The 15,644-nt window shown below is 68.2% G+C and carries 10 protein-coding genes and 1 tRNA gene; 6 read left to right on the forward strand and 5 right to left on the reverse strand.

Features of this window, described 5'->3' with window-relative positions:
* Window positions 1–47: 47 nt before the first annotated feature.
* The 3 genes from VME70_03970 to VME70_03980 all read left to right on the forward strand — a co-directional run bounded on the left by VME70_03970 (window position 48) and on the right by VME70_03980 (window position 4,512).
* Window positions 48–818 (forward strand): ABC transporter ATP-binding protein, encoded by a 771-nt coding sequence (locus VME70_03970; protein ID HTW19356.1) that lies wholly within the window; start codon window positions 48–50, stop codon window positions 816–818.
* 68 nt (window positions 819–886) lie between these two features.
* Window positions 887–3,568 carry an FtsX-like permease family protein gene (locus VME70_03975; GenBank protein HTW19357.1) on the forward strand — a complete coding sequence of 894 codons (2,682 nt, stop codon included), beginning with the start codon at window positions 887–889 and terminating at the stop codon, window positions 3,566–3,568.
* 41 nt (window positions 3,569–3,609) lie between these two features.
* Window positions 3,610–4,512, forward strand: a complete 903-nt coding sequence (locus VME70_03980; protein ID HTW19358.1) for a hypothetical protein — start codon at window positions 3,610–3,612, stop codon at window positions 4,510–4,512.
* Between the two features lie 133 nt (window positions 4,513–4,645).
* Here the strand turns inward: VME70_03980 and VME70_03985 are convergent, their stop codons facing one another.
* Entirely contained in the window at window positions 4,646–7,573 is a 2,928-nt protein-coding gene (locus tag VME70_03985) for a choice-of-anchor Q domain-containing protein (GenBank protein HTW19359.1), read from the reverse strand.
* Between the two features lie 311 nt (window positions 7,574–7,884).
* Window positions 7,885–7,961 (reverse strand) — tRNA-Phe (locus VME70_03990).
* 124 nt (window positions 7,962–8,085) lie between these two features.
* On the opposite strand from VME70_03990, the gene VME70_03995 reads away from it, so the two are divergent.
* On the forward strand, window positions 8,086–9,213 hold the full coding sequence (locus VME70_03995) for a peptidoglycan-binding protein (GenBank protein ID HTW19360.1): 1,128 nt from the start codon (window positions 8,086–8,088) through the stop codon (window positions 9,211–9,213).
* A gap of 6 nt (window positions 9,214–9,219) precedes the next feature.
* Here VME70_03995 and VME70_04000 read toward each other — a convergent pair whose 3' ends face one another.
* Complete coding sequence (locus VME70_04000; protein ID HTW19361.1) at window positions 9,220–10,191, reverse strand: zinc-binding alcohol dehydrogenase family protein; 972 nt, start codon at window positions 10,189–10,191, stop codon at window positions 9,220–9,222.
* 83 nt (window positions 10,192–10,274) lie between these two features.
* Between VME70_04000 and VME70_04005 the strand changes: the two genes are divergently transcribed.
* Window positions 10,275–10,769 carry a MarR family transcriptional regulator gene (locus VME70_04005; protein HTW19362.1) on the forward strand — a complete coding sequence of 165 codons (495 nt, stop codon included), beginning with the start codon at window positions 10,275–10,277 and terminating at the stop codon, window positions 10,767–10,769.
* A 58-nt stretch (window positions 10,770–10,827) separates the two neighbouring features.
* On the opposite strand, the gene VME70_04010 is transcribed toward VME70_04005, so the two are convergent.
* Window positions 10,828–12,063: a fibronectin type III domain-containing protein gene (locus tag VME70_04010; GenBank protein HTW19363.1), complete on the reverse strand. Its 1,236-nt coding sequence runs from the start codon at window positions 12,061–12,063 to the stop codon at window positions 10,828–10,830.
* Between the two features lie 228 nt (window positions 12,064–12,291).
* Window positions 12,292–13,404, reverse strand: a complete 1,113-nt coding sequence (locus VME70_04015) for a fibronectin type III domain-containing protein (protein HTW19364.1) — start codon at window positions 13,402–13,404, stop codon at window positions 12,292–12,294.
* A gap of 1,206 nt (window positions 13,405–14,610) precedes the next feature.
* Between VME70_04015 and VME70_04020 the strand changes: the two genes are divergently transcribed.
* The gene (locus VME70_04020) at window positions 14,611–15,546 is read left to right on the forward strand and encodes an HNH endonuclease (protein ID HTW19365.1); all 936 of its coding nucleotides are present in this window, start codon (window positions 14,611–14,613) and stop codon (window positions 15,544–15,546) included.
* Window positions 15,547–15,644 lie beyond the last annotated feature (98 nt).

The raw sequence follows: 15,644 nt of genomic DNA on the forward strand, positions 1-15,644 counted from the left end.
CGGTAGGTGGCTTGGCAGCGGGTCGACGTCATGGTTGCATACCGGCAATGTATTCGGCGACCGGGCACCAGGCGGCGGCGGACGGCGCGGCGACGATCGAGCTCGACCGGGTGACCCGCCGGTTCGGCAGTGGCGCGACGACGATCACGGCGCTCGATGACGTGAGCTTCGAGATCGCGGCCGGCTCGATGGTTGCGCTGATGGGCCCGTCCGGGTCGGGCAAGTCGACGCTGCTGCAGCTGATCGGCGCGCTCGATGCCCCTGACGCAGGCAGGATCACCGTCGGCGGGGTCACCATCACCGCGGCCGGGCGCCGCGACCTCGTCGCCTACCGGCGTCGTACCGGGTTCGTCTTCCAGCGCTTCCACCTGCTGCCGGCCCTGACCGCGCTGGACAACGTGCTCGCGCCGGTGCTGCCCTACCGCGTCGAGTTCGACAAGGTGGCCCGCGCCGAGCAGCTGCTCGCCGAGGTCGGGCTGGGCGGCCGCGGCGGGGCACTGCCCTCGGAGCTGTCCGGGGGCGAGCAGCAGCGGGTGGCGATCGCACGGGCGCTGATCGGCTACCCCCACCTGCTGCTGGCCGACGAGCCCACCGGCAACCTCGACTCGGCGACCGGCGCAGAGGTGATGGCGCTGATCGCGACGCTGCGCGCCGAGCACTCGATGACGGTGCTCGTCGCGACCCACGACCCGGGAATCGCAGCGCGGGCGGACCGGGTGATCCACCTGTACGACGGCGCGGTCACCGACGACACCGAGATCGACCCGACGGCCGCGCCGGAGGAGCTGTTGGCGCGCATCAACGAACTGCGCCAGTAGTGGGTGCACTTTGGCCGGCGAACCGCGGCCGGCTCGTTCTCGGCCAGATTCGCGGCGACCGGCCGCGGGTGGCGACAACGTTCGCGGCGATCGCGGTTGCCACTGCGTCGTTCGCCGTGCTGACCGGCGCCGCCGACACGTCGAAGGTTGTCGCCGACCAGAAGGTCGCGGCGAGTGGGCGTAGCGCCTACGACATCCTGGTGCGACCGCGGGGGACGCAGACGCCGGTCGAGAAGGCGAGCGGCGAGGTCCGGCCGGGCTTCCTCGACGGTGTGTTCGGCGGGATCAGCCTCGCGCAGTGGCACGAGATCGAGAAGATCCCAGGCGTCTCGGTCGCGGCTCCGGTCGCGATGGTCGGATACACGATCCAGAACGTCTTCCTGCCGGTGCATCTCGCACCCATCGTCGGCTCGGGCTCACGCCAGCTGTTCTCGCTCTCGGTCGACACCGTCACCGATCGCGGGCTGTCACACATCCCCAGCCCGCCGTCGTACCTGTACCTCACGCGGCACCGGCTGCAGGAGCCGCCGCGCTCCGGCACGCTGCCCCAGCTCAACGAGCCGGTCCGCGAGATCGAAGCGAACGGTCGCAAGGTGCCGGTGTGCAGCTCGTCCGGCAGGCACTATTCCAACCCGTACGACGCGGTGGCGCGCGAGTTCGACGAGTGCATCTCGCTAGCGGGCGGCCACCCCGACCTGACCACCTCGTTGAAGGTTGCGGTGCCCTTGTTGATCGAGGCGATCAGCCCGACCGCCGAGGCCAAGCTCGACGGGCTCAACCACAGCATCGTCGCGGGCCGTTACCTGCGTGCCGGCGATGTGCCGTCGAGGGGCACCGGAGCCAATGGTGGCTCGACCGTCTTCCCGGTGATCGTCTCGAGCCGTAACTATCTCGATGACGCCTTCGACCTCGCGATCCGCCGGCTGCCGGCCTCCGCGGCGAACGGTGTCCTCACCCAGGAGCTCGCCTCGCACGACAACGCCTCGCGTGGCACCGGTCCTGTGGTCGAGCGGCGGCGGGTTGGCATCAATGCGGCGTACCAGGTTCTGGTCCGCCAGCTGCGCGGGCTGGTGGACCGCGACGTGTTCAGCCCGGTCGACGGGCTGTGGCGGGTCGGCCCGGTGAGCTACGGGTCGTCGACGTCGGTGCTGCATCCGATCTCGACGGCGAACCCGGCGTCGGTGTGGAGGTCGCACTTCCAGTACGACGGGTTCGTCGCGGTGCCGCCGGACAACCAGGACACGGCGTTCCGCAAGGTGCACGAGCATCTCGCGTTCAACAACGCGGTGCCTGGGGCGCTGCCGGCGCCGACGGCCGTCGGGGTCTTCGACCCGAGCAAGATCGAGCCCTTCAACCCGTTGACCCACGTCCCGCTCGGCGGCTACGAGCCGATCCAGGCGACTCCGGCCGATGCGAGCAGCCGGGCCGCGCTCAAGGGTCGGGACCTGTTGCCGAACGGCAACCTGGCGGGCTACCTCGCCCAACCGCCGCAGCTGGTGACGACGCTGTCGTCGTTGCCACTGCTGGAGAGTTCGCAGGCCTACGCCGGGAAGCTCGACGCGAGCCGGCCGATCAGCGCGATCCGGATCCGGGTGGCCGGCATCACGGGCCTCAACGCGTTGAGCCGCGCTCGGGTCAACCTGGTTGCGCAGGACATCATCCAGAAGACCGGCCTGCAGGTGGACATCACGTCGGGCTCGTCGCCGTCGACGCGGGCGACCGATCTGCCCGCGGGGAAGTTCGGCCGGCCGCCGCTCGCGATCGACGAGGGCTGGATCGTCAAGGGCGTCGCACTGCAGATCCTGCGCGCGGTCGACCGCAAGAGCCTCGTGCTGTTCGTCCTCGTGCTGTTCGTGTGCGGCTTGTTCGTGCTCAACGCGACGACCGCGGCGGTCCGGGCTCGCCGCTCGGAGCTGGGCTTGCTGGCCTGCGTGGGCTGGTCACCGGCGCAGCTGTTCCTGACCGTGCTGACCGAGCAGGCCTTGGTCGGGTTGGTCGCCGGTGCAGTCGGGGTCGCTGTCGCGGTGCCGATCGCCCACGCGACCAACCTCCATGTCACCGCCGCGCGCATCGGCATCGCCGTGTTCGCTGCGGTGGTGCTGACGATGCTCGCGGGAATGGTGCCGGCGCGGGCAGCCGCTCGGGCGAGACCGCTGGAGGCGCTGCGTCCTGCGGTCGGTCGGTTCCGCTCCCGCCGCGCGGTGCGCGGCCGGCTCGGGCTCGCGACCCGCACTCTGGTTCGTACTCGCGGCCGCAGCCTGGTCGCGATCGCCGGCCTCGCGTTCGGGATCGCGTCGACCGTGTTGCTGCTCGCGGTCACGACCAGCTTCAACGGGCAGCTCGCCGGCGACCTGCTCGGTCAGGCGGTGACCGTGCGGGTACGCGGCGTCGACTACGCGGCCGTGATCGTCATGCTGGCGATCGGGGTGTTCGGGATCGCGGACGTCCTCTATCTCAACGTCCGCGAGCGCGCCGCTGAGCTCGCGACCCTGCAGGCGGCGGGCTGGTCTCGAGTTGATGTGACCCGCTTGGTCGTGCTGGAAGGCGGGCTGCTCGGCCTGGCGGGGTCGTTGATCGGTGCGGCCGGTGGCGTCGTACTGATCAGCAACTTCACCAGCGAGCCGCTCGGCAACGCGATTGATCTGTCCGTGGTCGCGCTCGCGGCCGGGGTCGTCCTCGGCGCGGTCGCGGCGCTGCTGCCGGCCCAGACCCTGCCCCGGAGGCTGGCGGCGGCGCTCGCCGAGGACTGACCGCTACCGGGGTTCAGAGCGCACCCTGCGACGATGGGCGCGTGGTTGACCCGCGTCGGTCGCGCCGGGCGGCGTACGGCGACGCGACGGGTGCGCTCGGGCTGGTCTCCGCTGCCTGCGTCGTGCCACGGCTGGCTGCTGCCACCGACCGGGTGTCGTCGTACTCCGGTGCACATTCGCGCGGTGGCGTCGGGCCGGTGCCCCGCCTGCACTACGCACCAGGGAGCAACTTCGGGCGGCATGGCGCCTACCTGCCGAAGGCCGACGGGTTCAACCTCGCCGATCTGAATACGCCGGGTGACCTGTCCCTGCTGCCTGCGCACGTGAAGGCGCTCGTCTACCTCGGGCTGTGCACCGGCGCGACGACGGAGTTCAAGAAGGCGGTCCGGCCGTTCGTCGGCAAGCAGAAGGTGTACGGCTTCTACCTGATGGACGAGCCGATCCCGCCGAAGTACTCCGGCTCTGCACCGGGCTGCCGGGCCGCGAGCCTGAAGGCAGAGTCCGGCTGGATCCACGCGCACGACCGCGGGGCGCTCACGTTCGTCGTGCTGGACGACCAGGGAACCGACACCAAGCCGATCTATCGAGGCACCTACTCGCCGAGCAACACGCACGTCGACCTGTTCGGCCTCGACCCCTACCCGTGCCAGCGGCAGTGGCACGGCTGCCACGACGGCATCATCAAGGCGGCGGTCAAGGCGGCGAGGGCGGACCACATCCGGGTCAAGCAGATCGTGCCGGTCTACCAGGCCTTTGGCGGCGGTGGCTACCGGCACTGGACGCTGCCCACGCCGAAGCAGGAGCGGGCAATCCTCGACAGCTGGCAGCGGTTGGTGCCGGCGCCCGACTTCGACTACGCCTACGCCTGGGGGCAGCAGAGCGGCGACCGCTCGCTCGCCGATGCGCCGAAGCTGCGTGCCGTGTTCGCCGAACACAACAGGTGACTCCCGCAGCGGCCTTGGGCGCATGGTCGGCGTCCCAGCGACAAGACGAAGAACGGCGCGACGCTCGAGCTGAGCGCCGCGCCGTTCCGCGTTACATGTGACTGAGGCTCGGTCGCCGCAGTCCTTGTCGCACTTAGTAGCTGTAGTGCCCCTTCTTGCCGGTGCCGTCAGGTGAGGTCACCCACACCGAAACCGTGCCACCGCCGGCCGGCACGGTCGCGACGATCTTGGTGTTGCTGACGACGCGGAACTTCGCCTTGTGCGAGCCGAAGTGCACGGCTGACGCGAACCTGAAGCCCGACCCGGTGATGGTGACGTGGCCGCCCGCGTGACCGCTGCCCTTCACATGGCTGACCGAAGCCGGTGCTCGCTGGTAGGCGCCGGCGTCGCAGTGGTTCGACGGCCGCGACTGACCTCGTTCGTCGGTCGAGTCGCAGAACTGCGTGCCGCGACCCTTCGCCGGGCTCTTCGAGGTCAACGCCATCGTCGGGATGCCGCCGCCGTAGTTGTGCAGCTTGCGTAGGCCCGCCTTAGTCGTGATGACGTCGTGGGCACCCGGTGTCACGACGCACTTCGACTGGCCGAGGACGTTTGCGCCGAGCGAGTTGAGCATCGTCGCCGCATCGTCGTTCATGCAGTCGTTCTCGCCCTTCCCGTCGGCATTGTGGTTGTCGGAAACGATGGTCGACAGCAGGGTGCCGCCGTCACCGTCGGTGTAGATCCCGCCACCGTCCTTGGCCCGGTTGCCGGAGATCGTCGTGTACCGGGCGTCGATGTGGGCGTCGTCAGCGTAGAGCCCGCCGCCGTACCCCGGTTTCGAGGAGCTCGACACGACCCGGTTGTTCGCGATGGTTGTCTCGCTCAGCTGAAGCACTTCATCGACGTAGATGCCGCCGCCGTAGCCGTTGGCCGCCGAGCTGCCCGCGCTGTTGCCTGAGATGGTCGAGTTGGTGATGTACGTCTCTTCGTCGTCGCCGAAGATCGCTCCGCCCTCGGCGCCGGCGGTGTTCCCGGAGATCGTGACGCGGTTGTACCGAGAGCCGTTGTAGACCTCGCTGTAGATGGCACCGCCGTACCCCTCGTTGGTCGAGGGGCCCGCGCTGTTGTTGAGGATGCGGGTTCCGTCGAGGCGTACTGACATGTAGGTGAAGAAGGCGGCCGCGCCGCCTTCCGCGCTCTTGCCTTCTGCCTTGTTGCCGGAGAACACCGAACCTGAGTCGGAGATCGTGACGTAGTAGTAGGCCGTGAGAGCGCCGCCGTACCCAGGCGTCGTGCTCGTGCCCGCCTTGTTGTCAGTGAAGTGGTTGGAGGCGGACTGCAGGGAGATCGGCGCGTACTCGGCGTCGTCGAACAGGCCGACCGCGCCGCCGTAGCCGTCAGCGCCGGTCGAGTTGTGCGCGAAGGTCGAGTGCGTCAGCGAGACGCTGGCGCCGCCGTAGTAGTAGCCGACCACGTTCACGGCTCCACCGGAGTACACACCCGCGCTCGAGTTGTCGGTGACCTTGTCGTGACTCATCGCGAGATTGGTCCCTGAGTACTCCTCAGCCAAGTCGCAGATCGCGCCGCCACAGCCGTAGCCCGTGTAGTAGCCGTTGTCGGCCTTGTCGTGGTTTCCCGACAGTGTGCTGTCGGTGATCGTGGTGTCGGCGTTTCCGTAGTAGCCGTAGACGTAGATCGCGCTGGCGTTAGAGCCGGTGAGCGAGCTGTTGTTCATGTCCAGCGCCGTGGGGTATTCGTAGGCGTACTCGTAGATCGCGCCGCCGCCATCGCCGGCCGCGCTTGTGCCGTGGACGACGTTGTCCTTCATCGTGAGATGGTGGAGGCCGATCTGGGCTCCGTACACGGCGTAGATCGCGCCGCCGTCGCCGCCGTCGTAGACGCTGTTGTGCGACATCGATCCGGCGGTGATGTCCAGCATTGCGAACTCGAGAAAGAACGCACCCCCGGCTCCGGATTCGGCGCCCGCAGACCCGGCGGAGTTGCCGTCGACCGTCACGCCATCGAGCTCGATGTCGGAGTAGTCGTAGCCGAAGATGGCGCCGCCGTCGCCGCTCACGGTCGGCGTACCGGCGGTATTGTCGCTGATCGACCCGCCTTTCATGTCAAACGTGCCGTACTCCATCCATACCCCGCCGCCCTCACCGTCGGTGGTCGCCGAGTTTCCGGTGAAGTGAGACCCGACGAAGTGGGCGTCCAAGAAGTACGCGTACATGCCGCCGCCCTCGGGCGCGGTGTTGCCGGACACCGTGACGTTCTTCATGTACATGGTGTTGGCGTCGGCGGCGTATATGCCGCCGCCCTCGTTCGTGGCCCCGTTGTTCGTGATGACGTCGTCGGTCAGCACGGCTGACGGCGCGCCGCTGCTGGAAGGGTCGTCGAGGTAGAGCCCACCACCGTCATAGGCGTCGCCGTCAGTGATCTCGGCGTCGCTGAGGAACAGCAGGCCGGCGGACTTCCCCGAAACGGAAGAGACGTCGATCACACCGGAGCCGTCACCCTCGATCTTCGTGTGCGAGGCGCCCGCGCCGACGATGTCGGTGCCTCCCGGGTTGGTGACCAGGAGATATTCGGCGAGAGTGAGCTTGTAGGCGTGCTTGCCGAGGACGATCTTGACCGGTTTCTTCAGGTTGTTCGCCGCGTCGACGGCCGCGCGCAGCGAGCAGTGCGCGGTCGCCTCGCTGTCGACGCAGTGCGTGCTGGTGGCGCTCGCCAGGTCGTAGTCCGCGGTCGTATTGACGGTGAACGTCGCCGCCGGAACCTTCACGGCAGGCCTGACCGCGTTCGCCTCGTGGGTGCGACGCTCCTTTGCCAGGGCCTTTGCGAAGGCCTGAGGCGAGCCGTGCATCGCCGGCAGGCGGCTCGTGCCCGGCGCCGCATGCGGCGCGGCGGTCACGCGCGGTGGCATGGCCGGGTGTGCAACGACCGGATGTGCAACGGCCGGGTGCGCGCTGGCGTGATTGGCCGCCTCGGCGATCGCCGGTGCGGTTGCGACCATCGCGACGACGGTGCCCGCAACGGTGACGGCGGAGCCGATGGCGCGGATGACTGACGAAGTCTTCATGTGATTCCCTACCGCTTCTCTGGCGTAACTCCCAGCACAGGGGTCACCTCAACCCCGATCCGAAGCGAACCTATTGCACTTCCGCCGAATTGCCGTGCTCCGAAAGTGGGATGTCGGAGGGAATTTCACCCGGTTGCCGGAGGCTCCGGCGCCGGTCCCGGGCCTGGACTCGTGCTGATCTTCGCGCCCGAGCCCGCCTTTTTGCGTGTCACGGCGTGACCCGCGGTGGCGCCGGTGACGGCGGCGAAGATCAGCGGCCCGCGCGATTCCGCGGATGCGTCGAGGCAACCGATCGGGGCCTCGATGAGTCTTGGTGGGCAGGGGCGGGGTCGAACCGCCGACCTTCCGCTTTTCAGGCGGACGCTCGTACCAACTGAGCTACCTGCCCCGGAGGGGACCGATCGAGTCTAAGGGCAGGATGGACCGGGTGACGGCGAGGCGGCTTGGCTAGCGGGCTGCGGACCTCGCGCGGGCGCGTGCGGCCTCGCTCGCGGCGTACTCGGCTGGGTCGCGTGCCTGCTCCGCGCCGGCCGGCTCGCGGCGGCCTGTCCGGTGAGGTACGCCGCTGGCTGCGCCGGCACCCGATCGGCAAGGTGATCGTCGCGGCGGCCGGCCTGGTGGTCGTGGTCGCGATTGTGGTGGTGGGCATCGTCGTACTCGGGCCGTCGTCGGCGCCGAGCCGGCCGCTCGGGCCCGCGCCGATCGGCAGCCACGGGTACGACGTGTCGTGGCCGCAGTGCTCGGGTCTGACCGCCGGCACCGTGCCTCCTGGCCGGCCGCCGTATGTGTTGCTCGGGCTGACCCACGGTGACGGGCTGGAGGTCAACCCGTGCCTGGACGCGCAGCTCGCGTGGGCGAGGCAGAACGGTGTGCGGGTCGGGGCGTACCTGGTCGTCTCCTACCCGAACGCGGCGCTCCGGACCGCGATCGCGGACCGGTTCACCTCGGCGTGCAACGGCAGTTCGCGGTGCCTGCTGCGTAAGGCGGGCAGCGCGCAAGCGCAGGTCGCGGTTTCGCTGCTGCACGGTGACGGACTGACCGTGCCCCGGCTGTGGCTCGATGTCGAGGTGGGCAACTCGGTGCCGTGGTCGCCGCGCGTCACGCGCAACATCGCGGTGCTGCGCGGCGCGGTCGAGGGGCTGCGCGCGGCGGACGAGTCGGTCGGGGTCTACACGACGCCGGCGATGTGGACGCAGATCACGCGCGGCTGGCGGCTGGCCGTGCCGAACTGGCTGCCCAGCGGCGACGGGCGGCCGCATCACGCCGCGCGGTTGTGCCGGGCGACGGCGACCGGTGGGGTGACCTGGCTGGTGCAGTACACGAAGACGCTCGACTCGGATCTGACCTGCCCGGTGCTCGCGGCGATTCCCGGCAAGCCGGGGCCGCTGTGGGCGTACCGGTCGTTGACGCTCGGCGCGGGTTCGTCGGGTGCGGCGGTGCGGGCGGTGCAGCAGCGGGTGGCGGCGCCGGTGACCGGCTCATACTTGTCGGCGACCGTGAGCGCAGTGAAGACCTGGCAGTCCGAGAACCACCTGCCGGTGACCGGGACGGTCTCGCCTCAGGACTGGCGGGCGATGGGAGCGGACCAGAAGGTCGGCGGCCGCCCACTCCAGTTGGCCCGCTTCGCCAGCTCGCCTTAGACGCGGCTAGGGGATGAGGACGGTGCGCCGGCCGCCGGTGTCCGGCGTGCGCCAGGCTTGCTCGACATCTGCGAGCGGGACCGGGTGCGCGTCGATGGCGATCGTGCCGCGGTCGATCTCCTCGATTAGCGACGGCAGCTCGGCGAGGTAGCCCGCCGGCGAGACGGCGCCTTGGCCGTTGCCCTGGATCCGCAGGTTGGCTGAGCGCAGCGCGACGGACGGCAGCTCGATCGTGGGGCCGGCGATCGCGCCGATCTGGATCCAGTTCAGCTGGTGGCTGCGGTCCTCGCGGGCGCGGAGCATGGCCATCATCGCCGTCGTCGCGGGCTCACCCCAGAGATAGTCGATGACGATGTCGACGTCAGCGGCTGCTTCGGCGGCCCCCTTGGCGCCGACCTCGGGATCGTCGGTCAGGGCGACCACGTCGTCCGCTCCCAGACGGGTGAGGTCGGCCAGCCGCTCCGGGTTGCGGCCGGCGCCGACGACCCGGCCGGCGCCGAGCAGCTTGGCGACCTGGATCGCCATCGCACCGGCGTTGCCGGTCGCGCCGAGCACGAGCACCGACTGTCCCGCCTCGATCGGCACCCGGCGGCGCAGCGCGACCCACGACGACATCGCCGGGTTCATCGCCGCCGCGACCTGTACTGCATCGACGCTGTCCGGCAGCTCGAGGGTGCGCCGTACGTCGACAAGTGTTCGCTCGGCCATCGAGCCGAGGGTGTCGTCGTGGCTGAGGAAGTAGACCCGGCGACCGTCGGCGAGCCGGCCAACGCCGTCGATGCCGGGGATCATTGGCAGCGTGCCGCTGCTTGAGTAGTGCCGGCCGGAAGCGTCGGTGCGGACGCGCGGGTGCAGCCCGGCCGCGAGCACGTCGAGCACTGCCTCGTCCGGGCCGGTGGGCTCGGGGAGGTCGAAGGTCTCGTAACGCGGTGGGTGGTCGAAGGACCGCACCACTGCTGCATGCATCGTCGTGGCCATTGGTTGCTCCGGCGGGTTGGAGAAGTAGTTTGTGTTACCATCCACTATAGTTGGTGTCACGAACTACCTCAAGAGGGGTACGGATGCCGGCGATCGACCATCGAGTTGCGCTCACGCCCGTCCCGGGGTCGCGAAATCTCGGCCTGGTGGACGGGTTGGCGCAGCTGACCTTCGCGGTGCAGGGGGCGTTGACCCGGATCGCCGCGAGCCATGACGTGTCGGTGGTGCAGGCGCGGCTGCTCGGGATCCTGCGGGATCGCGAGCCGACGATCAAGGAGCTGGCCGCATTCCTGGGGCTGGACAAGTCGAGTGTGACCGGGCTGGTGGACCGGGCCGAAGAGCGCGGCCTGGTCCACCGGGTTCCGTCCACGGTCGACGGCCGCAGCGTGCACGTGCGGATCACCGCGCCGGGGCGGGCGCTGATCAAGCGGGCGACCGCACAGTTCGAGGCCGAGATCGGGGAACTGGTTGCTGGCCTCAGCGCCAGTCAGAGAAAGCAGCTGTCGGAGGCCGCAACGGTGATCGCCGCGTCGGATGCCGGCCGGCGAGGGGTCGACATCTTCGCCGTCCGGGAGTAGCCGCCGGCTCGGTATGCGGCGACCGTGCGGGTGAGCGCCCTGCCTTGAGGTCTAACTGCTACGGCCTGATCGACGAGCTCGCGGTGGAGTAGCCGGCCTCATTGAAGGCGATGACGTCGTATGAGAAGCCCTTGTGCGGGTGGGACTTCGTGTACGACGGCTTGGTCGTGGTCTTGACGACCTTCCAGTGACCGCTCTTCTTGCGGTCGCGGACCTGGTAGCCGAGGATCCCGCCGCCCTTGACCTTGGGCGTGGACCAGGTGAGGTGCAGCTTCTTCGTGGTGGCCTTGGCATGCACCGCCCGCGGCGCGCTGGGTGGGGCCATGAAGACCGCGATGCTGCCGGGATTGCTCGTCCGGTCGAGGAAAAGTCGCTCGGGGACGGCGTTGCCATGGGCGGTGGGCCCGAACCGAGCCACCTCGGAGTTCTCGGCGCTCGGCACCCAGATGTCGCCGACTGCATCGAGCGCCTGCAGCACCGGGAGCTCGATACCGGTGTTGAATCCTGAGACGACAGTCGGCTTTGCATCCCCCCGCGCGCCCGGGGCGAACCGCAGAAGGCCGGAACTGCCCGCGACGTAGTTGACCGTGGTCGGATCGTTGCCGTCAACGCCGACCGTGATCCCGTTGGGGTCGTTCAGCTTGGTGTCGGGCCCGGAGATCTGCACGAGCGGTTTGGCGTCCCCGTGGGCGGAGCCGGCGTACTCGTTTAGTGAAGGGGTCTGGCTCCGGCTGCGGTACTCGCTGACCCAGACGCGTGTCCCCTCTGGGCTGACAGCGATTCCGGACAGGTCCGAGAGGGCGGTGTTGCTGCCGGCGATCGTGCGGATCGGGGCGACGTTGCCCTGCGCGCCGGCGCTGAATTCGACGATCGTGTTCACGCCGTCATTTGCTACCCACACGTCACCTCGCTGGGTCAGCGCCACCGCGATCGGCTGGTTCAACCCGGTCTTGGAGCCGGCGATCGTGATGACCGGCGTCGCGTTGCCGTTGGCGTTCGCGGCAAAGACCACGATTGAGTTGGCTGAGGAGTTCGCGACCCAGAGCCGCCCCTGATGATCGATCGCCAGACCGTTCGGGTCGTCGAGCGTGGTGTTCGAGCCGCTGATGGTGGCGACCGCGGTCTGCGAGATGTTGGCGGTCGGCGGTGCGTACCGCGAGATGCTGCCGAGGAACGTCGCGGTGATCCAGAGCGTCCCGTACGCAGGCAGCCTCGCGGCCTTCTGAGGTCGAGCCGGTCGCGCATGCGCAGCGGGAGCGGATGCGACTGCCAGTGCGCCGATCAGGACGGCCACCGCTGCGCCTGAGCTTGGAATGAGACGAGAACGAAGCGACGGGGACAGACTTCTGAGCACAAGGACTCCCTGGCCCCCGGCGCACTGAATATATCGGCGATCTGCCTGAGCGGTCAGTGCGCTGGCCAGACTCGAGCGCAGCTGCGTAGCGCGGATGCACCGGTTCTGGAGCTGTGAACCGTCGGACCGGTGCCCGGCGGCCGCCCGGCTCGTCGCGCTGCTTGTGGCTTAGACCTTTACCTTGAGCGACGAGCTCGCCGTGGAGTAGCCGGCCTCGTTGAACGCGATGACGTCGTACGAGAAGCCCGTGTGCGGGTGGGACTTCGTGTACGACGGCTTGGCGGTGGTCTTGACGACCTTCCAGTGGCCGCCTTTCTTGCGGTCGCGGACCTCATAGCCGAGGATGCCGCCACCCTTCACCTTGGGAGCGGACCAGGTGAGGTGGAGCTTCTTCGAGGTGGCCTTTGCATGCATCGCCCGCGGTGCGCTCGGGGGCACGATGAACACCGCAAGGCTGCCCGGATTGTTGAGGTCGGTCCCCAGGAACAGCTTCTGCGGGGCGACGTTGCCGTGCTGTGTCGGCCCGAACCGCACGACCTCGCTGTTCTCGGGGTTCGGCACCCAGATGTTCCCGACCGCGTCGAGTCCTGGTAGCTGAGATTCCTCGAGCCCGGTGTTTTCTCCGCTGACCACGGTTCCCTTCGCGTTGCCATGAGCACCGGGCGCGAACCGCACGACCGCGGACTTCTCGTCGGTGGCAGCGTTGACGGCGATCGGGTCGGTGCCCGCGACGCCGACGACGACGCCGTTGGGTTGGTCCAGCCCGGTCTTGGAGCCGGTGATGACGGCGATCGGCTTGACGTTGCCGTGCGCGGAGCCGGAGTACTCGTCCAGCGACGGGCCGTCCTTGATGATGCGGGTCTCGCTGACCCAGACTCGTTTCCCGTCGGGGCTGACCGCGACGCCGGTCAGCTTGGCGAGCAGCGTGTTGCTGCCGGCGATCCTGCGTAGGGGCTTGGCGTCGCCATGCGAGCCGGCGGCATACTCGACCAGCGAGTTGTCGCCGGTGTTGACCGCCCAGATGTTGCCCTTCTGGGTGAGCGCAACGTCGACCGGGGAGTTCAGGTGGGTGTCGGCGCCCGAGATGGTCACGACCGGCTTGGCGTCGCCGTTGGCGTTCGCGGCGAAGACTACGATCGAGTTGGCGGATTGGTTGGCGACCCAGAGCCGGCCCTGGTGGTCCATGGCCATGCCGCTCACGCCGTTCAGTGTGGTGTCGGCGCCCTCGATCGTGGCGATCGGATTGGGGAACCGGTTGCTGCCCGGAGGCGAGAACTCCAAGATGCTCTGGTCAGAGGGAGAACTGATCCAAAGCGTCCCGTACGCCGGCAACTTTTCCGCGGCAGGCGCGGGCCCGGCCAACCGAGCCTGCGCCGCAGGCGCCGCCGACACGGTAAGCGCACCGGCAACGACGACAAGCGCGGCAGCACTGGGCACGCCGACGCGACGCAGCCGAGGCGCGTGCTGGTGAGCGCTCATGAGAACCCCCGGGATGGCGTGCCGGCAATATATCCGCGACGTGGCATCATGCGCTGCCGGACTATCTACGAATTAGTCACCGACTGTTACCAGACAACCCACCGGTGTCTTCACTCATGCTCGGACTTGAGCCTGAGGAGGAGATCATGACGAGCCCTTCCAACGCGGAACTGATCCAGAGGGCAGCCCTCTTGCTAACCGGCGAGGGGCACACGCCATTTAGCCGGATAGAGGTATTTCGACGCATCTGGCAGCGCTACCCCGAGCGGCGGCGCCCGAGCCTCGATCCCACGTTCCAAGGGATGATCAGGAATGCTCCTGGAGGACCTCAGCCCGAACTTGGGGCGCCCCTGAGTCGCGTCGATCACGGTCTATACGTCCTGCGCTGATCGACTTCGAGGCGATATGCATAACAACTGGCCGCACAGATGGCGATCTGGAAGATGACCGAGGCAGGCCTTCGATGTGCCGCTTCCCGACGTGTTCAATCCCGCCCAACCGTTCATCGCGGGTGGCGGGCCCTGGTACTCGTAACCTCTCCGCAACCCGGTCGCGGGCAAGCGAATCTTCGCCTATGTAGGCGCTGCCGATGACGTCGGAGTCGGCGAGGTTATCGGAACGGCCACAGACTGCGCGATCTAGAGGTGTCTGACGCCGGCGTAGAGGTCAGGGTTGTAGACCGGCGGAGGTTGCCGAGCCCTGTCCGCGAACGCGCAATGCCCGACGATGAGGATCAAACTGAGTACGCCGTGCCAGTGCGCTGGTTAGTGACCCGCGAACTCGACTCAGCCGTCACGGAACGTGGCCTGTTCGCCTCTCAGGTGTCGGTGTGCACGGTGCGAGACGAGCGAACCACGGATCTGGTCATTACCGCTTTCGACCTTCGAGGCGAGTAGCTCACTTACCTCCCGTCGAGCCCGGCCTTGTCGAAAGTTCGCTGACGCGGCACCATTCGCCGCACGAGGTCCGTGCGGGTTAGCCGGGCTACAGGCGCGCTGGAGGCGGCTGGTGAGGGCGTATGTCGGAGTCACCGACGCCGACTGGTACAGCTTCCTCGCCGCGCGGCCGCACATCACAGAAGTGAACTTCTGGCAGCCGAGTGGCGGACGCTCCTTTCGAATCCTTGAAACGGGGGAGCCGTTCTTCTTCAAGACGCACCATCCACACAACCGCGTTGTCGGCGGTGGATTCTTCAGCGGATTCGCCGTACTGCCACTATCGGATGCATGGAACTTGCTCGGAGAGGCGAACGGCGCAGGAGACATTACGACGATGCGACAGAGGATAAGCCAGTATCGGAGCACTGCAATCGCGCCGGATGAGGACCCACTGATCGGGTCGATCTTCGTTCGGGACGTGATGTTCTACCCACCGGGGCTCGAGATGGAGTCACCACCCGGGCTCGCCCGTAACGTCGTCCAGGGCAAGTCCTATCCACTCGCTGAGGAGCCGGCAGCGTCCTACTTCGACGAGGCGCTACGCAGGCTGCTTGGGCACGATCTTGATGGTGACCTCGAGCTGGCGTGGCGGCTGCCCGGACCAGTGTTCGGCGATCCTCGGCTAGCACCCCGACGGCTCGGACAGCAGGCCTTCCAGGCCGTAGTCGCGGGCGCCTACCACCGGCGGTGCGCGATCACAGGCGACCGCATCCGTCCGGTGCTGCAGGCGGCCCACATCAGACCGGTCTCGTCCGGTGGGGAGCATCGACTCGACAATGGCCTCCTGTTGCGCTCCGACGCGCACACCCTGTTTGACGCTGGCTATCTCGGCGTTGACCTGAAACACCGGCTACTAGTGAGCCCTCGGCTGCGAAGCGAGTTCGGCAACGGCGAGCAGTTCTACGCGCGTTCAGGGCGGCACATAGAACTGCCCGACCGTCGCGTAGACCGACCAGGACGTGAGTACCTGGAATGGCATCTTGACGAGAAGTTCCTTGCGTCGTAGCCGTCCCGTACAGGAGATCGCCTAGGTATCGGCGTGACTTGCTCAGCTCTCGGCTGACGACGCCCGAATTCACAGTGACATCTCACGAGATAGGAGAG

The organism is Mycobacteriales bacterium (assembly GCA_035504215.1).
Classification (GTDB): Bacteria; Actinomycetota; Actinomycetes; order JAFAQI01; family JAFAQI01; genus DATAUK01.

Bases quoted from the DNA above. Each gene is read 5' to 3' on its own strand.
- VME70_03985 (HTW19359.1), bottom strand. From the start codon at position 7,573: ATGAAGACTTCGTCAGTCATCCGCGCCATCGGCTCCGCCGTCACCGTT.
- VME70_04005 (HTW19362.1), top strand. From the start codon at position 10,275: ATGCCGGCGATCGACCATCGAGTTGCGCTCACGCCCGTCCCGGGGTCG.
- VME70_03970 (HTW19356.1), top strand. From the start codon at position 48: ATGTATTCGGCGACCGGGCACCAGGCGGCGGCGGACGGCGCGGCGACG.
- VME70_04000 (HTW19361.1), bottom strand. From the start codon at position 10,191: ATGGCCACGACGATGCATGCAGCAGTGGTGCGGTCCTTCGACCACCCA.